Origin of the sequence: Lysinibacillus sp. UBA5990 (assembly GCF_002429815.1) — a bacterium.
Taxonomy (GTDB): domain Bacteria; phylum Bacillota; class Bacilli; order Bacillales_A; family Planococcaceae; genus Lysinibacillus; species Lysinibacillus fusiformis.
The window spans coordinates 60,581-82,592 of record NZ_DJAY01000015.1 but is presented as its reverse complement, the minus strand read 5'-3'; the positions used below and the strand labels follow the sequence as shown (position 1 = coordinate 82,592).

General features: G+C 37.4%; 17 protein-coding genes. 7 read left to right on the top strand and 10 right to left on the bottom strand.

Annotation, left to right across the window (positions count from 1 at the left end):
- Nucleotides 1-5: 5 nt before the first annotated feature.
- The 9 genes from rlmN to B3D94_RS12840 all read right to left on the bottom strand — a co-directional run bounded on the left by rlmN (nt 6) and on the right by B3D94_RS12840 (nt 9,316).
- A complete protein-coding gene (gene rlmN / locus B3D94_RS12880; protein ID WP_083244613.1) occupies nt 6-1,148 on the bottom strand; it encodes a 23S rRNA (adenine(2503)-C(2))-methyltransferase RlmN in 1,143 nt (380 codons plus the stop codon).
- Nucleotides 1,148-2,509 (bottom strand): 16S rRNA (cytosine(967)-C(5))-methyltransferase RsmB, encoded by a 1,362-nt coding sequence (gene rsmB / locus B3D94_RS12875; RefSeq protein ID WP_291757569.1) that lies wholly within the window; start codon nt 2,507-2,509, stop codon nt 1,148-1,150. Before rsmB ends, rlmN begins: the two co-directional genes overlap by 1 nt.
- The gene (fmt, locus tag B3D94_RS12870) at nt 2,506-3,447 is read right to left on the bottom strand and encodes a methionyl-tRNA formyltransferase (RefSeq protein ID WP_069480313.1); all 942 of its coding nucleotides are present in this window, start codon (nt 3,445-3,447) and stop codon (nt 2,506-2,508) included. Before fmt ends, rsmB begins: the two co-directional genes overlap by 4 nt.
- A gap of 1 nt (nt 3,448) precedes the next feature.
- Entirely contained in the window at nt 3,449-3,943 is a 495-nt protein-coding gene (gene def, locus B3D94_RS12865; protein ID WP_069480312.1) for a peptide deformylase, read from the bottom strand.
- A gap of 87 nt (nt 3,944-4,030) precedes the next feature.
- Entirely contained in the window at nt 4,031-6,442 is a 2,412-nt protein-coding gene (gene priA, locus B3D94_RS12860) for a primosomal protein N' (protein ID WP_069480311.1), read from the bottom strand.
- Nucleotides 6,439-7,449, bottom strand: a complete 1,011-nt coding sequence (coaBC, locus tag B3D94_RS12855) for a bifunctional phosphopantothenoylcysteine decarboxylase/phosphopantothenate--cysteine ligase CoaBC (protein WP_069480310.1) — start codon at nt 7,447-7,449, stop codon at nt 6,439-6,441. The genes priA and coaBC overlap by 4 nt, the downstream gene beginning before the upstream one ends.
- Nucleotides 7,450-7,548: 99 nt before the next feature.
- The gene (gene rpoZ, locus B3D94_RS12850) at nt 7,549-7,776 is read right to left on the bottom strand and encodes a DNA-directed RNA polymerase subunit omega (protein ID WP_008173785.1); all 228 of its coding nucleotides are present in this window, start codon (nt 7,774-7,776) and stop codon (nt 7,549-7,551) included.
- A 3-nt stretch (nt 7,777-7,779) separates the two neighbouring features.
- On the bottom strand, nt 7,780-8,397 hold the full coding sequence (gene gmk / locus B3D94_RS12845) for a guanylate kinase (protein ID WP_008173787.1): 618 nt from the start codon (nt 8,395-8,397) through the stop codon (nt 7,780-7,782).
- 43 nt (nt 8,398-8,440) lie between these two features.
- Nucleotides 8,441-9,316 carry a YicC/YloC family endoribonuclease gene (locus tag B3D94_RS12840; RefSeq protein WP_291757562.1) on the bottom strand — a complete coding sequence of 292 codons (876 nt, stop codon included), beginning with the start codon at nt 9,314-9,316 and terminating at the stop codon, nt 8,441-8,443.
- Nucleotides 9,317-9,576: 260 nt separating this feature from the next.
- Between B3D94_RS12840 and B3D94_RS12835 the strand changes: the two genes are divergently transcribed.
- The 7 genes from B3D94_RS12835 (at nt 9,577) to B3D94_RS12805 (ending at nt 19,752) form a co-directional block, all read left to right on the top strand.
- Nucleotides 9,577-11,271, top strand: coding sequence for an Rqc2 family fibronectin-binding protein (locus tag B3D94_RS12835; RefSeq protein WP_291757560.1), 1,695 nt, complete (start codon nt 9,577-9,579; stop codon nt 11,269-11,271).
- A gap of 252 nt (nt 11,272-11,523) precedes the next feature.
- A complete protein-coding gene (locus B3D94_RS12830) occupies nt 11,524-13,209 on the top strand; it encodes a methyl-accepting chemotaxis protein (RefSeq protein WP_291757557.1) in 1,686 nt (561 codons plus the stop codon).
- Nucleotides 13,210-14,120: 911 nt separating this feature from the next.
- Nucleotides 14,121-15,782 carry a peptide ABC transporter substrate-binding protein gene (locus B3D94_RS12825; protein ID WP_291757555.1) on the top strand — a complete coding sequence of 554 codons (1,662 nt, stop codon included), beginning with the start codon at nt 14,121-14,123 and terminating at the stop codon, nt 15,780-15,782.
- A 132-nt stretch (nt 15,783-15,914) separates the two neighbouring features.
- Complete coding sequence (locus B3D94_RS12820) at nt 15,915-16,844, top strand: ABC transporter permease (RefSeq protein WP_031418948.1); 930 nt, start codon at nt 15,915-15,917, stop codon at nt 16,842-16,844.
- Nucleotides 16,844-17,764, top strand: coding sequence for an ABC transporter permease (locus B3D94_RS12815; protein WP_291757551.1), 921 nt, complete (start codon nt 16,844-16,846; stop codon nt 17,762-17,764). Before B3D94_RS12820 ends, B3D94_RS12815 begins: the two co-directional genes overlap by 1 nt.
- Before the next feature lie 13 nt (nt 17,765-17,777).
- Nucleotides 17,778-18,833 carry an ABC transporter ATP-binding protein gene (locus B3D94_RS12810; protein WP_036123858.1) on the top strand — a complete coding sequence of 352 codons (1,056 nt, stop codon included), beginning with the start codon at nt 17,778-17,780 and terminating at the stop codon, nt 18,831-18,833.
- Nucleotides 18,826-19,752 carry an ABC transporter ATP-binding protein gene (locus tag B3D94_RS12805; RefSeq protein WP_069480304.1) on the top strand — a complete coding sequence of 309 codons (927 nt, stop codon included), beginning with the start codon at nt 18,826-18,828 and terminating at the stop codon, nt 19,750-19,752. The genes B3D94_RS12810 and B3D94_RS12805 overlap by 8 nt, the downstream gene beginning before the upstream one ends.
- Nucleotides 19,753-20,180: 428 nt before the next feature.
- Here the strand turns inward: B3D94_RS12805 and B3D94_RS12800 are convergent, their stop codons facing one another.
- Entirely contained in the window at nt 20,181-22,010 is a 1,830-nt protein-coding gene (locus B3D94_RS12800; protein ID WP_291757548.1) for an oligopeptide ABC transporter substrate-binding protein, read from the bottom strand.
- Nucleotides 22,011-22,012: the final 2 nt, after the last annotated feature.

Sequence of the window (22,012 nt, the reverse complement as noted above, 5' to 3'; positions counted from 1 at the left end):
ACTAGTCACCTCGTTTCTTCAGATCTCTCTTGCGCACGTAATTGACCACACGCAGCTGCAATATCAGAACCTTGCTCTCGGCGGATCGTTACGTTTATCCCATTTTTCTTTAATGTTTTTTCAAACGCAAAAATTTGGCTACGAGACGTACGAACATAGTCACGTTCTGGTACGTAGTTAACTGGAATTAAGTTTACGTGACATTTAATTCCTTTAATTAAAGCAGAAAGCTCTTCTGCAATTTCTACTGAATCATTTTCGCCAGACATTAATCCATATTCAAAACTTACACGTCTGCCCGTCTTTTTAGTATAGTAACGAACGGCTTCCATTAACTCTTCTAATTTATAGGCACGGGCAATTGGCATAAGCTTTTGACGAGCCTCTTGATTTGGTGCATGTAAAGATACAGCAAAGTTAATTTGTAGTTGTTCATCAGCAAATTGATAAATTTTTGGAACGATACCTGATGTGGATACAGTAATGTGACGCGCTCCAATATTTAATCCTTTTTCATGATTAATCACTTTTAAGAAGTTCATCATTGCATCATAATTATCGAAAGGTTCTCCAATACCCATAATAACAATATGTGAAACTCGTTCACTTACTTCATCCAACGTTTGCTGCACTTTTACAACTTGCTCTACAATTTCCCCAGCCAATAAATGTCGTTTCAAGCCACCTAAAGTTGAGGCACAAAATGTACATCCAATACGGCATCCCACCTGTGTTGTCACACAAACAGAGTTTCCATATTCATGTCGCATTAATACTGTTTCTATAGAGTAACCATCTTGCAATTGGAATAAAAACTTAATAGTACCATCTTTAGACTCTTGCTTGATAATTGTCGACAGGGTAGATAATGCAAAATTTGCAGTTAGCTTGTCCCGTAGTCCCTTTGACAGGTTTGACATTTCTTCAAATGTCTTAACACGTTTATTATATAACCAGTCAAAAATCTGCGCTGCACGGAAAGGCTTTTCTCCATTTTCCTTTAACCAATCTTCTAATTGATGTGGCTGGAATGAATAAATCGATTCCTTTAAATTTGGTTTTTCCTTTTTCGCACGTCGAACTGGCTTTTCTTCTGCCTCTTCAACTAAATCGTTGATACGTTCATTAAATTTCTTTTGATCCACCATTAGTTGGATTCTCCTTTTTTACGAAAGGCGGCAACGAAGAAACCGTCACTGCCAAAGTCTTGTGGAAAGACTTGAAGCATGCCATTAGCTTGCTTTTCCGCTATTTTTGTTGGTAAAGATTCTAGTTGTATCGCTTCCATTTCTGGATGCGTTGCTAAAAAGGCTTTTACTGTGCCTTCATTTTCTTGTTTATCGACTGTACACGTACTGTACACAAGCTTACCCTCTATCTTCAATACTTTTGTCGCTGCATCTAATAATGCTAGTTGGATTGTTTGAAGATTTTCTAAATCTTCTTCTCGCTTCGTATATTTAATATCTGGCTTACGTCGCATAACCCCTAGTCCACTGCATGGTGCATCCACTAAAATGGCATCATACGACTCTGCTTGTAAAAATTCAGGTGCTTTGCGACCGTCAATTGGGGCTGTTTCAATAATATCTAGCCCTAGACGTTCTGTATTATGGTCGATTAGATCTAATTTATGTGGATGAAGGTCTGTTGCTAAAATAGAGCCTTCATTTTTCATAATTTCAGCTAAATGCGTTGTTTTACCACCTGGTGCTGCACACATATCCAAGACACGCATACCAGGAGATGGATTTAGAACATTGGCTGGGATCATTGAACTCTCATCTTGAATAGTAATATGCCCCTCTTTAAATGCATGGGTACGAGCAGGTTGACCATTTGTTAAGTGTAGACATTCTGGGATTACGTCGCTTTGCTTTGCTGTTAAACCTTCCGCTTCAAGTTCCGCTATCGCTTGCTCAACAGTTACCTTTGTTCTATTGACACGTACAGTTTGCATAGGGGGTACATTATTTTCATGTAACATTCCTGTAGCTACCTCTAGACCGTAATTATCAACAAAACGTTGTACTAGCCAAATCGGATGACTTGTTTCAATAGCCAGACGCTCTATTGGATTTTCTATATCAGTTATAGCAGGTACACCTTGACGCAAGACAGATCTTAAAATACCATTGACCGTCGAAGCAATACCACGATGCCCTCGGCGCTTCGCAATTTCTACTGCCTCATTAACAGCAGCATGCGCTGGGATACGCGTTAAATATTGCATTTGATATAAAGATATTCGTAATAACCAACGAACCCAATGATCTATAGAACCACGGATAAAAGGCTCTAAGTAATAATCAAGTGTCATTTTATGTTGCAATGTACCATATGTTAATTCTGTTAATAAAGCGCGATCCTTCGCCTCTATCTTATGTCGTTTAATGGTTTCATTGAGAAGTAAATTGCTATAGGCTTGATTTTTATCGACGGCTAACAGAATAGATAGTGCGGCGTCTCGCACATTTCCATCCCAAATAACTACACTTTTTTTACTCATTTAAATTGGTCCCCAATCTGTAATTTAGAACCTGTACCACGTAAATATTCCTCAGCTGTCATGCGCTTTTTACCTGCAGGTTGTACATCATATAATGCTAGTGTTGTCCCATTGCCTGCCGCCACTTCAAAATGGTCTTTCGCAATTGCAACAACAGTACCAGGAATAGTATCATGCTTGCTTTTGCCTATAGTCGCCCACCATAATTTGAAATTACCATCTTCAAAAGTGGTATAAGCTACAGGCCATGGATGAAGCCCGCGTACTTGATTGTAAAGAGTTGTGGCGTCATTTGTCCAATCAATACGTTCCTGTTCTCTCGAAATATTGCTCGCAAAGGTAACTTGCGTTTCATCTTGCACTGTACGGTTATTTGTTCCATTAATAATAGATGGAAGTGTGTCCTTTAGTAAATCTCGACCAACCATACTTAGCTTATCAAAAACTCTACCCGTATGATCATCTAATTCAATAGGGATAGCTCTTTGTGAAATAATATCACCTGCATCAAGCTTTTCTGCCATATACATGATTGTGACGCCCGTTTCTTTTTCACCATCTATAATAGATTGGTGTATAGGAGCGCCTCCACGATATTTTGGTAATAATGAAGCATGGACATTAATACAGCCAAGTGAAGGAGCATCCAAAAGTTCTTTCGGTAATATTTGTCCAAATGCAGCGGTAATGACTATATCTGGCTGTAACGCAAGAATTTGTTGTAGCTCCTCAGATCCACGTAGCTTTTCTGGTTGTATAATAGGTAATCCTAGCTCTAATGCTGTGGCCTTAACAGGTGGTGGTGTCAATATACGTTTACGTCCTACAGGTCGATCAGGTTGTGTCACCACTGCTTTAATATCGTACCCTTCTTCATGTAGCATACGCAAAATGGGTGCAGAGAAGTCTGGTGTCCCCATAAAAATAATCGAAGTCATTTTATTCCTCCTCTTCTGCGTACATTTCTTCAAGTTCTTCTGCTGTTATAACACGTTTAATTTTTGAATCAAATAGCACGCCATCTAAATGATCAATTTCATGTAAAATTGCTCTAGCATCAAAGCCCCCTGCTTCTAATTCATAGACACGTCCTTCACGGTCACATGCTTCAATTTTTACATAGCTAGGACGTTCTACCTCGCCATATAATCCTGGGAAACTCAAGCAACCTTCAATATCTATTTCTGCACCATCCGTTTCAATAACAGTTGGATTGACCATTTCTAAAATATCGCGTTCCTCACCCAATTCTACAATCGCTACTCGTAACCCTATATCAATTTGTGGTGCTGCAATGCCAACACCATCATATTCCACCATTGTGTCATATAAGTCATCCAGTAATGTAATGAGTTCATCGTTTATTTCTGTTACTTCTGCACATGGTGTTGAAAGTACTTGTGCTGGGTGTTCGATTACTTTTTTTATTGCCATTTTTATGTCCTCATTTCTGCTTTTAGCTAGAACCATACCATTTTATTTATTATATGGTCATATGCTCGTAAAACTGTATTTATACTCTTATATAGTAGACGGATCTAAATCTACCGTCATTAATATTCCTTGTTTGATCCAATCTGCTCGATACATGGCGAGCAGACGCTGTAATACCGGAATAAGATTTGGTTCAATTTTATATTTTATCAAACATTGATAACGATATCTATTTTGGAGTCGAGCAATACTTGCAGTCGTTGGGCCAATAATAGCTGCTTGATTCGATAAATTTCCACGGAGCCAATCCGCCATACGTCCTGCATATTCAGCAGCCATCATAACATCCTCGTGAGAAATCTGAACAAGTGCCACATAATAATATGGAGGGTAACTGGAACGACGACGTAAAAACATCTCTCGCTCATAAAATGGCTCATAGTCCTGCGTTTTAGCTAATTCAATTGCATAATGCTCAGGTGTATAGGTCTGAATAATTACCTCTCCGGGTTTATCATGTCTTCCTGCCCTCCCACTTACCTGTGTTAATAGCTGAAATGTACGTTCTGCTGCACGATAATCTGGTAAATGTAAGGAGGTGTCGGCGCTAAGTACTCCTACAAGCGTAATATTCGGAAAATCCAGCCCTTTTGCAATCATCTGCGTGCCAAGTAAAATATCTGCGTGCCCTTCTCCAAAAGTAGCTAATATTTCTTCATGTGCACCTTTATGCTTTGTCGTATCTACATCCATACGTAATACTCTTGCTTCTGGGAACAGCTTATATATTTCCTCTTCCACCTTTTGTGTACCAGTACCAAAATAACGAATATGATCACTTTGACATTGTGGACATATTTGAGGAACATGTTCCTCATAACCACAGTAATGACATTTCAATTTTTCAGTTGTACGATGATAGGTTAAAGAAATATCACAGTTGGGACATTGTACAACTGTCCCACAATCCCGACAGAGGACAAAAGACGAGTAGCCACGACGATTTAAAAACAACACCATTTGCTCTTTTTTCTCTAATCTTACACGGATTGCTTCTATAAGGGATTGCGAAAACATAGATCGATTTCCTTGTCGAAGCTCCTCACGCATATCTGAAATAAAAACGGTTGGTAATGACTGATGTAAGGCTCTCATTTTTAATGAAAGTAAGGTATAAACACCCTTTTTAGCTCTTGCAAAAGATTCTAAACCTGGTGTAGCACTACCCAAAATAACAGGGCAATTATAATATTCACTACGCCAAATAGCTACATCTCTTGCATGGTAACGTGGTGAGTCTTCTTGCTTATACGTTGACTCATGTTCTTCATCTAAAATAATAAGGCCAATATTTGTAAAGGGGGCAAATATTGCTGAACGAGCACCAACGACTACTCTCACTTTCCCTTGTTGGATCTTGCGCCATTCATCATACTTCTCGCCCACAGACAATCCGCTATGCATAACCGCAACCATCTCTCCAAAACGACTGCGGAATCGCTCTGTCATTTGAGGTGTTAAAGAGATTTCAGGTACGAGCATAATAGCTTCTTTGCCTTCGTTCAATACTTTTTGTATTGCCTGCAAATATACCTCTGTCTTGCCACTCCCTGTTACACCATGCAATAAAAACGTTTGCGCTTGTTGCTCCTCCATAGCCACGGTAATGGCTTGTAAAGCAATTTGCTGTTCATCTGTTAATTGTAAGGCCTGCGTACGTGAAACTTCTTTCGTAAATGGGTCACGGTATACTTCTTCTTGAATAAACTGTGCCGCACCTTTGTCAATAACGCTCTCTAAAACAGAAGAAGAGACTCCTGCCTTCTCACAAATTTGCTGAGGTGACAAAACTTCACCTAAATGCTGCCTCATCCATTCTAGTAATAGACGTTGTTTCACAGCTCGAGTTGATTGCTCTAACGCTTTTTCAATAACGTTAGGCTCATCTATAATTTTCACCATTCGTATTTCTTTTACATGACCCTGTTGTTTCACAACATTATCAATAGTCACCTTATTTTGTGCGACTAATTGCTTTAATAAAGGCAGTAAACCTGCACGTTCAAATTCTTTAAAATTAGCTTTTTGTCGTTTACCAAAAATCACTTGTACTTCACTCGGGATATTTTGATCTTTGGTTAGCTTTATAATTTTTTCATATTTCGCACGTAATGCTGAAGGTAACATTACTTGTAAAGCATCTATTTCATAGCAAATCGTTTGATTCTTCAACCACTTTGCCATTTGTAGCATTTCATCAGTTAGTACCGGCTCCATATCTAAAATTTGAGCGATTGATTTTAATTTATTGAGGGGCACGTCTGTTTCAGTTTTTAATCCCACTACAAAGCCTAAAACATTTCTATGACCAAATGGCACTTTTACACGACAGCCCATTTCTATTACATTTATCCATTCAGGTGGTACTTGATAATCGAAAGGACGATCAACATGGTAGGTCGAGACGTCTACAATGACTTCCGCTATTAATAAGCTCATTGTTCCTCACCCTTTAGTATTTGAGCCCATAATGTTCGGGCAAAGTGCTGTGGATTAGTTGTAGCTATGATCTGCTCATTTATTTGAGCTTCCTCACTAAAGTCAATCCAACGCTCCGATTCAATGTTAAGCATAGGTTCGCCAAGCACTTCTTGTCCAAATGTGACAGCCTTGATACCCTCTACTGAAATAAGCGGTGTTTTCTCCATTGTCGGTACATTAGCTGCATGAATGAAGAGAACTTCTGGGTTCTGATTTTTATAGTTTTCAAGCTGTTGCATAAAATCCTTCAAACTACTATTTTCTATTTGAATCACATGCGCGCCTAGGGTCCTCGCCTCATTAGCCAATGCCTGTCCAATGACACCATTCGCTTGTGGTCTAATCATATGCTTTTCATCTAACGGTACATGCAAGGCACCAACTGTCACTACAACCGTTTTATTTGTAAGTGGTTTTGATGTCACTGTCGCCGAAAAAAAACCCTGTACAATAGCTGTTATTTTTTCAGGCTCCTCCAAGCGCCCCTTCCCAACATAACCACATGCTAAAAACCCTTCTGAAGGCTCGATAAATTGGTAGCCATCTGCTGCTAATCTATCTAAGTTACGCTTTACTGCTGGATGGTCATACATATGTACATTCATAGCTGGGGCTATCCACACAGGCGCAGTAGTAGCAAGTAAGGTTGTTGATACCATATCATCCGCAATTCCATTGGCCAATTTCCCAATCATATTGGCGGTTGCCGGCGCCACTAAAATCAAATCAGCCCAATCCGCTAAATCAATATGGGCAATCACACTTGAATCTTTTTCATCAAACGTGTCAAAATAAACATCATTTTTGGACATCACTTGAAAGCTTAATGGATTCACAAACTGTCTAGCAGAGGCAGTCATTATCACTTTTACGTTCGCCCCTGCTTGTGATAGCTTGCTAACTAGAGCAACAGCTTTATATACGGCAATCCCGCCTGAAACACATAGTAAAATATTTTTATTCATGCTAGGTGTCTTCCCTTCAAATGATAAGCTCCCAAAGGATGATTCCCTGGGAGCTCTCGGCATTCTGTATAATCAAATCAACTGCTGACTAACTTGAAGTTAGATTTCGTCTTCGTACACAGTTGACTCATCCTGTGATACTTTCGTAAGTACACCTGCCGCTACTTCTTCAAGTGCTTTTCCTACGTATTTATGAGATACGTACTTGTGTAAACGTTCTGTATTTTGCTCTTCTTGCATTTGACGAGCACGTTTTGAAGCAAGGCTCACTAGTGAATATTTTGAATCGATTTCTTTTTTTAAAGCATCTACTGATGGGTATAACATTGTTTATTCTCCTCTCAACATTGACAAATATCTTTTTTCAACACGTTCTCTACGGCAATGCTCTGCTTTAATAATCGCATTAATACGATCACAGGCATTTGTCACTTCATCATTCTCTACAACATAATCGTATAAGCTCATCATTTCAAGCTCTTCACTTGCTGTAGCAATGCGTTTTGCTATGATGTCCTCTGTTTCCGTCCCACGTCCAACTAAACGATCTTTTAGTTCAGTTAAACTTGGAGGGGCTAAGAAAATAAATAAGGCATCTGGTGCTTTTTTACGAATCTGCGCTGCACCCTGTACTTCTATTTCTAAAAACACATCGCGACCTGCATCCAGTGTTTCATTCACGTAGGCTAGTGGTGTACCATAGTAGTTTCCTACAAATTCAGCATGCTCTAATAAGCCACCCTGTTCAATTAACGTTTCAAAGTCTTCACGTTTCTTGAAAAAATAGTCTACACCATCGATTTCACCTTCGCGAGGATTTCGTGTCGTCATCGAGATGGAATACTCATAATTCGTATTCGGCTGAGAAAATAATTCTTTTCGCACTGTCCCTTTACCTACACCAGATGGGCCAGACAGAACAATTAATAATCCACGTTCTTTTATCATTTATTCTCTATATCTCCCTTAATTTATAACAGACACGTGCAAGTTATTCGATATTTTGAACTTGCTCACGCATCTTTTCTAAAATTGTTTTCGCCTGAACAACAGCAACCGCTGCTTCTGTAGATTGATTTTTTGAACCAATCGTATTGATTTCACGATGAATCTCCTGCATTAAAAAGTCTAATTTTCGTCCGACTGAAATCGTTTCATTTAACGTTTCTTCCAATTGATTAAAATGACTATCCAACCTGTCTAATTCCTCGGAAATGTCAACGCGTTCTGCAAAAATCGCTACTTCTGCTAGTAAACGGTCATCTAACAAAGTTCCATCTGCAACTTCTGCAATCCGTTCTACTAATCGTGTACGATATTTTTCAACAGCTAGAGATGAACATGAACGTATTTGGTTCACTTGTTCTTTTAACTGTTCCTTATATTGTACAACAACTTCCTGCAATTCTTGCCCCTCACGCTCACGCATAAGTACGAGCTGTTTTATCGCCTGTGAAATCGCTTGTTCAACAGCACTAAGCAAATCCTCAGGTGTTAATTGTGGTTTTTGTTGTACGAGTGCTTGCTCTAACGATAAAAGCTCCTGCATCGTCCATTTTTCTTCTAGTGGTACTTTACTTGCTAATTGCTCTTTTGCCTTACGATACGCTTCAATTAATGACCAATTAATCTCGATAGATTGCTCTACATTTTCTAAATCCTTCACATATACCATCACATCAATTTTGCCGCGTGACAAAGCTTGAGAAATAAATTTCTTTGCAAAAATTTCAGCTTCAAGCCATTCTTTCGGAAATTTAGCGTTAATTTCTAAAAAGCGATGGTTGACCGAGCGCATTTCTACGGTTAATTGAAAGTCTCTAGTTGTTGTGACACCTCTGCCAAAACCAGTCATACTACGCACCAAGGTTCGTCACACCTTTCTTTGCATACTGGGAATATTATAACATAAGCTTTATCGAATATGACGAATCTCCAAAAAAAATTGGATCGAATAAGAGCTAATTCTACCACAATTGAAGCTATATTTTAATATTCGCCTAAAAAATGCTATGATAAACATACAATTAGTGCTTTGCGGAAGCTTAGAAATAGCAAAATGCAAATGCAACAAGAAAAAATACGAAAGTACCAAGATGCTTGTTATCATTGGAAAGAGGAATTCATATGGCATTTGACGGCTTATTTACTTATTCAATAACCGCCGACCTACAACAGCTTGTTACAGGTCGAATTACTAAAATACATCAACCTAACGCTCAAGAGGTGGTTTTACATGTTCGTGCAAATGGGAAAAATCATAAATTGCTTTTTTCTATTCATTCTTCTTATGCGCGAATGCATCTTACGGAACAAACGATTGAAAATCCAGCAGAACCTCCTATGTTTTGTATGCTGCTGCGCAAGCATTTAGAGGGTGGTTTTATTTCCTCCGTTAAACAGCTTGGTTTTGACCGTATTATAATAGTAGAAATCGAAAGTAAAAATGAAATTGGCGACCCTATTGTTAGACAACTACATGCTGAAATTATGGGTAGACATAGTAATCTACTTTTAATTGATAAAGAGCAAGGTAAAATTGTTGATAGTTTAAAGCACTTGCCACCATCTGTAAATAGTTTTCGTACCGTATTACCTGGTCAGCCTTACTTAGCCCCACCAACACAAAATAAATGGAATCCTCTATTAGTTACAGATGAAGAGCTAGCAACATTTTTTGCGGAAACTAAAAATGCCAAAGATGTTGTGACACAATTTACTGGATTTTCACCTCTTCATGCAGAGGAATTATTGTACCGCATGACATCAACATCAAATCGAGTACAATGTTTTAAAGAATTTATAGCAAGCTTTGCTAATGGTGGAACGAGCCCAATGTATGTATTGGCTAATCACAAAACTTACTTCTCACCAATTGAATTAACCCACTTACATGGAGATATGACAGTTTATCCGAATGTACACGAACTTCTTGATCGAGTATTCTTTGCACGTGCGGAGCGGGACCGTGTCAAGCAGCAAGCAGGTGATTTAGAAAGATGGCTACAAAATGAAATTGATAAACTTGCTTTAAAAACGAAAAAGCTAACAAAGGACTTTGAGCGCGCCTCAAAGCTCGATCAATTTCAGTTATATGGTGAACTGTTAATGGCTAATATCTACTCCTTTGAAAAGGGCGTCAAGGAAGTAACGGTCATCAATTACTACAGCGAAAATAGCGAAGAGATTACAATCCCCGTCAGTGAACGTAAAACACCTACAGAAAATGCTCAAGCCTATTATACGAAGTATACCAAGGCCAAAAATGCATTAATTATGGTGCAACAACAACTTGAAAAAACAAAAGAAGAAATTACTTACTTTGAAATGCTGGCACAACAAGTGCAACAAGCATCACCAGGGGATATTGAAGAAATTCGCGAAGAACTAGCCGAACAGGGCTACTTAAAGCTACGCCATTCTAAGAAAAAGAAAAAGCCTGTGAAACCTGAACCCGAACGCTATATTTCTTCCACAGGTATTGCCATCTCTGTCGGCAAGAACAACAAGCAAAATGATATGTTGACATTTAAAATTGCAAAACGCACAGATATCTGGTTACACACGAAGGATATCCCAGGCTCTCATGTTGTCATCCATTCTAGTGAACCCGATGAAACAACTCTACGTGAAGCAGCCACATTAGCTGCTTATTTTTCAAAGGCAAGAGAGTCTTCTTCTGTTCCAGTCGATTATACAGACATTCGTCAGGTCAAGAAACCAAATGGGGCAAAACCCGGTTTTGTGATTTACTTCGAACAAAAAACTTTGTATATCGATCCAGATGAGGCACTCATATTACAATTAAAAAAGCAGTCGTAAAGATAGAGACCGAGATAATTTTTCTCGGTTTTTTCTTTTTTTTAATGATGAGCACGTAATCCGTACTATAAAACAATGAAAACAGCCATATCTTGATTGATTCTTACAGACAATCTTCCTTATTATAATAACAATAAAAAAACATATGAATCATCTGAACTGTTTCTTACTACAGTTATTGACTTCTACCTTTTAGCAAAGCAAAATCAAAATATAAAAGATTGAATAGCATTTTGGAAAGGGCGTATCAATATGTCTGTAGGCAAAAAATTAAGTTTCGGTTTCTTTACCATTATTCTCACGTTAATCATTTCATTAATGATTATGTTTATGCTATTTTCAAACATAGAAAAAAAGATTGAAAATGCATTAGAAGTTCACGTAGCCCTTGTGGAATTAGCAGATGATATTCAATTTGAAATGGCCATGCAAGGTCTATTTATCCGTGCCATTATTATCGAAGACAATCCTGCGAATAAAGAAAGTTTTAAAGAACATGCAAATTTACTCGATAAGCTAGTAGCTGAAATCAAAGAAAAATCACATTCCTCTGAAATGGATACATATGCAAACGAATTAAATACGTTTAATGATACTTTTAATCAATCAGCTACTGAGGCACTCGCACTTTTTGAAGCTGGCGACCTAGAAGGAGCTTTGCAAAAGGTTAATGGTGAAGTACAGCAAGCTAATAAAGGCATCCAAGATATATCTAATAAAATTGCGAACTATCAAAAGGGACAACTTGAAACGGTTACACAAGAATCTAAACAAGCCGTGTTCAACTCTCAAATCATTTCAATTATTGCCATCATTATTGGTGTTGTACTTGGCATTATTCTGATGGTTTATATACAGCGAACTATTTCTCGCCCTTTAAAATCGGTAGTCCATTCGGCAAACCAAATTGCAAACGGAGAATTATTCCATCAAGATATCACTCACCATTCTAAAGATGAAATTGGTCAACTTTCAACGGCCTTTAATTCCATGAAAGGCAATCTAAAAGACTTACTAACCCATATTCAAGACAATGCTGAGCATTTAACAGCATCAGTAGAAGAACTTTCGGCTTCTACCGAGGAAATTACTTCCTCCGCAGATGAAATAACGGTGCGTATTAATGAAACAGCCAATGTTGCTAAAGCGGCCACAGTTGCTGCCAATGAAAGTGCTCATGCAATGGATGAAACAGCCGTAGGTGTTCAACGTATAGCAGAAGCAACGCAACAACTTCATCACAGTGCTGTAACAACAAATGAATTAGCTACAAACGGGAACAGTACCGTAGAGAATGCTCAACAACAAATGAATGTGATCCATGATTCAACACAAATAATTAATAATCTTGTTCAAAAATTAAGTAAACAATCAGAAGAGATTAGCCAAATCACTACTGTTATTACAGCCATTACGGATCAAACTAATTTATTAGCACTCAACGCTGCCATTGAAGCAGCCCGAGCTGGAGAGCATGGAAAAGGATTTGCGGTTGTCGCGGATGAGGTTCGTAAGTTAGCTGAGGAATCCAAACAATCGGCTAATCAAATTGTTGCCTTAACGCAGGAGATTCAAGAAGATACACAAAATGTAGAAAAAGCTGTTTTAGATGGCCTCCATTCGGTTACAGACGGCGTCAAAATCATTGGACATGCAGGACAAGCATTTGAAGCAATCGTGAAAGCCATCAATACAATGACAGATCAAATAGAAGATATATCAGCTACTTCTGAAGAAATTTCAGCTAGCGCAGAACAAGTAGCAGCTTCTGTCGCAGAAATTGCTCACGGTGCTTCAACTAGCTCAGATAGTACACAAATAGTAGCCGCCGCTAGCAAAGAACAAACAATCACGATGCAACAAATCAATCAAGTTGCCGCACATCTAAGTGAAAAGTCCTTAGATTTACAGCATCAAATTAATCAGTTTAAACTTTAATGAAACAAATGGTGCATTCTTTTTATTGGAATGCACTATTTTTTTATTCATTATGTTATGTAATTTTCCGAAGGACAAAGCATAATACCATAATTAAGATATTTGACAAAGAAATTAACCATTGAAAAATCAGATTTTTAGTAATTATTTGCATAAACAATCCTCGCCAGTAAGACAAATGACATCCTCAAAAAAACACTACAAATAAAATGGATTAAATTAGCAAAGGGCGTACAGAATTCAAGGTTTTTATATACTTAATCTTTAATGAATAAAACTTAACGTGATTGCATATATACATATCTAACCATATTCTATGGAAATTATTTCAGTAGAATATATTTAACATAACCAGCCTTCCATTAAATCCAATTTTTCCTTAGTATGGGTACATTTTTTCATAGATTAACTCTATTATTTCTATTTACACTCCACAATTGGGTAATACTAGAAAATTACAAAATAAGTTTCTTATATATCATTAATAGATAGAAATATTCATATTTCGAGATCACAAATTACAAGAAATTACCTGCAAATGAATCTAATTAACTGAGTTTTACTTAGATTTTCTACAAATCTATACAATATCCTCAAAGTATTACATCTATGACTTTTGTATCATTTTTCAAATATTGATATTATTATCGAAAAAATAGGAATTTTCTATATAGTGAATCATTTTTTTATTTTTATTCTATTTTTGATATTCAGAATAGGTAAACATCAAATTTTTATCATACATACACTCTACTTCATTAGCGTGGTAAATCGGAAAAATTTATTATTCTCTTAACTGTCAGATAATACTATATAAATTTGAATCTTTTTTATTTTGTGCACAATGATTTTTTTGGTATATTAAATAGGAGCTTCACAAAAGGCTTAAAAATTGTATAAGGGGGATTCACATGAATAAAAACAAAAAGTTTTTATTACTAACAGTTCTTGCAGTATTTTCTTTAGTACTTGCTGCATGTGGCTTCGGTGGAGATTCGTCTGAAAAATCAAAAGACGATGGAAAAGATTCTGGTTCATCTGAAACAGCTTCTTCAGGCGGCGAATTAAATGTAGTAGTTGCTTCTGAACCACCATCACTTCATCCTGCATTAGCAACAGATACAACTTCTGGAGTTATTCTTACAAATACTTTTGAAGGATTAACATCGCTTGATGCAGATGCTCGTCCAGTAGCAGCTGCGGCTGAAAGCTGGGAAGTTAGCGAAGATCTAAAAACATACACATTCAAATTACGTGATGCTAAATGGTCAAACGGAGATCCAGTAGTTGCTGGTGACTTCGAATATGCTTGGAAATGGGCATTAAACCCAGACAATCTTTCTGAATATGCTTCAATCCTTTACCCAATTAAAGGTGCTACAGCATACAACAATGGTGAAGGTTCTGCTGATGACGTAGGCGTTAAAGCTGAAGATGATAAAACATTAGTAGTAACTTTAGAAAACCCAACACCTTACTTCTTAGAATTAACAGCATTCAAAACATACGCACCATTAAACCAAAAAGTAGTTGAAGGTAATGATGAGTGGTATACAGATGCTGGTGAAAACTTTGTAACAAACGGACCATTCACATTAGGTGAGTGGAGACACAACGATACAATCGTATTAAAGAAAAACCCAGAATACTGGGATGCTGACAAAGTGGCTTTAGACACTGTTAATATTGGTATGGTTGAATCTGAAGCAACAGCAGTAACAATGTTCAAAGGTGGAGAAATTGACTACCTTGGAGCACCATTCCAATCTGTAGCACTTGATGCTATTGATGGATTTAAAGCTGATAAATCTTTAAATATCAATGACCAAGCTTCTGTATATTGGTACAAGCTAAATACAAAAGATAAGATCACTGGAAACGCTAACATCCGTAAAGCATTAGCATTAGCAGTTGATCGACAAGCTTTAATTGATAATGTTACTAAAGGTGAACAAAAACCTGCATTAGGTATGGTTCCTACTGCGGTTCACGGCTTTGAAGAAGACCGTGGTTACTACAAAGATAACGATATCGAAGGTGCAAAAGCTGCACTTGAAGCTGGTATGAAAGAACTTGGTATTACAAACCCAGCAGATATCAAAATTAACCTTTCTTACAACACTAGTGAAGCACACGCTGCTATCGCACAATTCGTACAAGAAAACTGGACTAAAAACCTTGGAATTACTGTAGGTCTAGATAACTCTGAATGGCAAGTTTACCTAGAAAAACTTAACCAATTAGACTACCAAGTTGGCCGTATGGGCTGGGTTGGTGACTACAACGATGCTTATACATTCCTAGAAATGTATGACACTGCTGCAAACGGTAACAACGATACTGGTTGGGAAAATGCAGAGTACAAAAAATTATTAGAACAATCTAATACGGAAGCAGATCCAGCGAAACGTCTTGAGCTTTTAAAACAAGCTGAAGCAATTGCTGTTTCTGAGTTCCCAGTTGTTCCAATTTACTACTACACGAACCTATCTGTAGTACAAGATTATGTGAAAGACATGAAGGCAGACATCCTTGGTAACATCTCTCTTAAAGAGGTTAAAGTAGAGAAATAAACAACAACATTTCGCTTATTTAGCTCTACAGCGAAGAGCTGCCTCGTAGCCCCTACGGCGCGAGTCAGCTCTTTTTAAAATACGAAGGCATATATTTGTCAGACAATTGACAAATAGAAGGAGGAGTTTTATGTGATTAAATATATTTTGAAAAGGCTGATGTATATACTTCTCGCGCTTTTCGTCATCGTAACTGTTACGTTTTTCTTAATGCGTCTCGCTCCTGGTAGTCCTTTTGCGAGTGAACGTAATTTCCCACCTCAAATCGAGGAGAAGTTAAACGAAACGTATGGATTAAATAACCCTTGGTATATACAATATAAAGATTATTTAATCGATACGGCCACTTTCAATTTCGGTGAGTCAATGAAATATAAAGCGCGTTCTACAAATGATATGATTTCTGAAAGTTTCCCTGTTTCTTTAACATTAGGGATTGAAGCTATGCTATTAGCAATTGGATTCGGTGTTTTAATTGGCGTAGTTTCCGCGCTATATCATAATAAGTTCCCGGATTATTTGGCAACGTCCTTTGCGGTGCTCGGTATATCAGTACCTTCATTTATCTTGGCAGGTTTAATGCAGTATTTCTTAGCCTTTAAGCTAGGTTGGTTCCCAATCAGTGGATGGAAAGGCTTTGTTTATAGTATATTACCAGCCTTTGCAATTGCTCTCTCACACATGGGCTTTATTGCAAAGCTAACTCGTTCAAGTATGCTTGAACAAAACAATAGTGAATATGTAAAAATGGCTCGTGCGAAAGGTATTGGTAAATGGACAATCGTATTCCGCCATACATTACGAAATGCCCTACTACCAGTTGTAACGTACATTGGTCCTTTAACAGCTGGTGTTGTTACAGGTAGTTTCATTGTAGAGCAAATTTTCGCTATTCCTGGACTTGGTAAACACTTCGTTCAAAGTATTACAAACCGTGACTATACGGTAATTATGGGTACGACAGTGTTCTACTCCATCATCCTTTTATTTGCGGTATTAATCGTTGATATTTTATATAGCGTGATTGATCCGCGTATTAAACTGAAAGGAGCGAAAAAATAATGACACAGCAACAAATTGAAAAAGAAAAGTTTAAAATTGTTGGTGGCAATCATGAAGCAACGGAAAAATTAGCTGATAAATCAGTCTCCTTTTGGAAAGAAGTATTTCTCCGTTTCTCTCATAATAAATTGGCCATTATTGGGATAATTATTTTAATCATTGTTATTTTAATGGCTACTTTCGTACCAATTTTATCTCAATACAAAGCAAGTGATCAGCTCGGAGTTTACAATGCCCCTCCATCTGCACAATTTTGGTTTGGAACGGATGATCTTGGCCGTGACATTTTCGTTCGTATTTGGGAAGGAGCTCGTATTTCCCTATTTATTGGAATTGCTGCAGCGATTATTGACTTAATTATCGGTGTTATTTGGGGAAGTATTTCAGGTTTAGCAGGCGGTCGTGTTGATAACATTATGATGCGTATTGCTGACGTTTTAACGGCTGTACCTTATCTTTTAGTAGTAATCGTACTTTTAGTTGTTATGCAACCTGGTTTAATCCCTATGATTATTGCCTTGTCTATCACTGGATGGATTAATATGGCACGTATCGTTCGTGGTGAAGTATTATCTATTAAAAATCAAGAATATGTTCTTGCTGCTCGCACATTAGGTGCAAGTACAGGACATTTAATTATTAAACACTTAGTTCCAAATGCTCTTGGTGCAATTTTAGTAACGATGACTTTAACAATTCCATCTGCTATCTTCACTGAGTCATTCCTAAGTTACCTAGGTCTTGGGGTTCCTGCTCCAACTGCTTCATGGGGTACAATGGCTTCTGACGGTAATAAGGCTATAGCTAATGCACCATGGCGCTTGATTTTCCCAGCAGTATTTATCTCACTAACAATCTTTGCGTTTAACGCTGTTGGTGACGGCTTACGTGATGCTCTAGATCCAAAACTACGTAAATAAGGAGGTGGCCGAAATGAGTAAAACAATTCTTGAAGTAAAAGATTTAAAAATTAACTTTAAAACTTATGCAGGGCTTGTTCATGCTGTACGTGGTGTTAACTTTGATTTAAAGGAAGGTGAAACACTAGCTATAGTTGGTGAATCGGGTTCGGGTAAAAGTGTTACGAGTAATGCATTAATGAAACTAATTCCTCAGCCACCTGGTATTTATGAGTCAGGACAAATTTTATTTAATGGCCGTGATTTAGTTCCGTTAACTGATAAAGAAATGTCTAAAGTACGCGGAAATGAAATTGCAATGATTTTCCAAGATCCAATGACAAGTTTGAATCCAACTATGAAGGTCGGACGTCAAATAACTGAAGTAATTTTGCAACATAGAAAAGTTTCTAAAGCAGATGCAAAAAAACGTGCTATTGAGCTTTTAACACAGGTAGGTATCCCCTTCCCTGAGAAACGTTATAATCAATATCCACATGAATTTTCTGGTGGTATGCGTCAACGTGTTGTTATTGCGATCGCCCTTGCAGCAGATCCTAAACTACTGATTGCCGATGAGCCAACAACAGCCCTAGACGTAACCATTCAAGCACAAATTTTAGAGCTAATGAAGGAAATTCAAAAGAACTCGAAAACATCTATCATTTTCATTACACACGATTTAGGTGTTGTGGCGAACATTGCCGATCGTGTTGCCGTAATGTACGCTGGACAAATCGTAGAGTATGGTACTGTTAATGATATTTTCTATAATCCAAAGCACCCATACACATGGGGTCTACTAGGTTCTATGCCTGATCTAGATAATGATACAGATGAGTTATTACGCACGATCCCTGGTTCACCACCAGATCTTACGAACCCACCTAAAGGGGATGCATTTGCAGCACGTAACGAGTTCGCAATGGCCATTGATTATGAACAAGAACCACCAATGTTCCAAGTAAGTGAAACGCATTTTGCAAAAACGTGGTTATTGCATCCTGATGCACCAAAGATTCCTCTTCCTGAAGCAGTTGCTAAACGTATTGAAGGGTATTTAGCAAAGGAGGCACAAGAAAATGACTAAAACTGGTGCTAAAAAAATTCTTGAAATTAAAAACTTAAAGCAGCATTTTGGATCACCAAGTAATCCAATCAAAGCCGTAGATGGTATTAGCTTCGATGTTTATGAAGGTGAAACACTTGGTCTTGTAGGCGAATCGGGTTGTGGAAAGTCAACAACGGGTCGTTCAATCATTCGATTATATGATATTACAGGTGGCGAGATTGTTTTCGATGGGGAAAATGTTCATGGAAAAAAATCTAAAAGTGAGTTAAAGAATTTTAACCGCCAAATGCAAATGATTTTCCAAGATCCTTACGCTTCTTTAAATCCTCGTATGACAGCCGGTGAAATCATTGGTGAAGCCTTTGATATCCATGGCCTTTACAAGGAGAAAAATGAACGTCGTGCAAAAATTCAAGAGCTACTTGAAGCTGTTGGTTTAAACAAAGAGCACGCGAATCGTTATGCACATGAATTCTCTGGTGGTCAACGTCAACGTATTGGGATTGCCCGTGCGCTAAGCTTAGATCCTAAGTTTATCATTGCCGATGAGCCGATCTCTGCGCTTGACGTATCGATCCAAGCTCAGGTTGTTAACTTACTAAAACAACTTCAAAAGGAACGTGGCTTAACATATCTTTTCATTGCCCATGACCTTTCGATGGTAAAATACATCAGTGACCGTATTGCTGTAATGTACCGCGGTAAAATAATGGAAATCGGTAAAGCAGATGATATTTACAATCACCCTGTCCACCCGTATACTAAATCTTTATTATCAGCAATCCCACTTCCTGATCCAATGTCAGAGAAACGTCGTCAACGTATTCCGTACAAGCATACTGAAGTTGACGAAACTGCATCGTATCATGAAGTAGGCGACCAACACTATGTATATGGCACTGCTGATCTAGTTAAAACTTGGGTTAATAGTCGATAAAACTTGAACTCCTGTCTACAGTTTTACTACTGGGATGGGAGTTTTTTTTTAAACTTTATCCATTTTGTTCTATAACTAATAAGTTTGTACATAAATTTATATGTATGAAGCATCGAAAATATTACTTATATTCCATTTATCAGGTTATATATTATTGATATTAATAAAAGAATGAAATACATATCAAAACTTTTATTTGCTTTTTGTGGGAACTTATAAGTATTTCTTTGGAAAGCAGTATTCCCCTTCTAGTGTGGCTTCAAGCCTTGCTACAAAGACCTTAACTAACTATCAATTTTAGATAACAGCTCACTATATTGCCTTACTTTGAATATTTCCTAATATAATCTAAGTATTTTTTGAATTGTATTATTAAAAAAGCAGCTTTTCTTCTTTGTAGAAAAGCTGCTTTTTTGATTAATAATAAACTATTTAATAGGTTGATCAGCTAATAATTCAATTGTTTGAAGATTATCAGAAGTTCCATTATCATAAGATGCATTCCAGTTTTTCACGCGTTTATTAACAGGAATTATTTCTGTACGGAAGAAAGTTGGTACTACCATTGCTTTTTCACTCATATATTCTTGCCACTCTCTGAAAGCCTTTGTACGTGTATCTTGGTCCATTGCCTCTTCTGAGTCAATAGTGTCTAATAATTTTGTTAATTCAGGAGATACATAGCGGCTAAAGTTAAATTCAGCACCTTCACCATATAAACCTTTAGGAGATGGATTTGTTCCAGTTCCCCATGCAGCTTGATACATATCGATTTCTGGATCATCTGCTTGAACTTTATCGTAGAAAGCATTGAATTCAATAAGACGACCTGTTGTTAATTGTACGTCTAATCCCACTTCTTTCCAGTTTTGACGGAAGTATTCAACAATCGCTTCATCTGTTTCTGAACCAGCCATTGAAGCTAATCGAATAGAGAATTTTTTACCATCTTTATCTTCACGAATACCGTCACCATCTACATCTTTAAAGCCCGCTTTGTCTAATAATTCTTTTGCTTTTTCAGGATCATAATTATAGCCTTCTAATGATGCATCATAATAGGATGCAAATACTGGTGGAATTAAAGAATTTCCGCGCTCACGTAATCCTTGATAGAATTTTTCTGCAACACCTTCAACATCCATTGCAAATGCAACAGCCTGACGTAATTCAATACTATTCATTTTTGACTTTTCATCAAATACGTTTACTTTATTTGTTGTATCGTATTTTCCTAATTTAAAGCCGATATACGAATATGATAATTCTGGACGACCTAATAATGCTATGTTTTGTAAATCCTTAATACTATCATACTGATTAGTTGGGTATGATGTAGCAATATCATATTTTCCAGTACGTAATGCTTCACCAATTGAAGTTGGTGGAACAACCTCAAGTACTACTTTATCCACTTTTGGCTTACCTTTAAAATAATGTTCGTTTGCTACAAACTGTACAGACTCACCATTTACGACTTTATCAATTTTAAATGCACCAAGTGTTACTGGATTTTTACGTACTGCATCTGAAGCAAGTAAATCTTTCACTGGAATAGATTCTAATTGATGTTTAGGTTCAGCATAAGCCCATAAACCATCACCAATGGAGTAAATAGCTGGTGATACTTTTTTAAGTTGGATTTTAATACTCTTGTCATCAACTTTTGTAATACCTGAAATTGTATCTGCTTTACCACTATGATATTCTTCTGCACCTACAATGTTTTTAAAATCATCATCATAACGAACACCTGTATAATCTGGATGACCAATTAGCTCATATGGGAAAATTAGATCATCAGCAGTTAAAGGTGTACCATCTGACCATTTATAATCACCTTGAATTGTGACAGTTGCTGTTTTTGCATCAGCATCAACGTCTAACTTTGCAATACCTTTGTCTGTAACAAGGAAGTTTCCATCTTGTTCAAAAAGCACATTAGACGCAAAGGCTAAAATTTCTGAATCATAAGCATCTTCGTATAGTTCCCAGTTGAAAATACCTTGGAACGGAGAGCTTGTTACAAGTCCTACGCGTAATGTACCACCTTGGATTGCGTCTCCTTCATTTGTTACTTCCGTTGGTAATAATGAATCACTAGTTCCTTCAGACTCGCCGGATTTTTCTGTTTCACCAGACTTTTCTGTGTTATCAGTTTCTCCGCCTTTTTCAGACCCATTGCCTCCACCACTGCAGGCTGCTAAAACTAGCATGAATGCAAATAAAATGGACAAAAATAACCAATTTTTCTTCATGT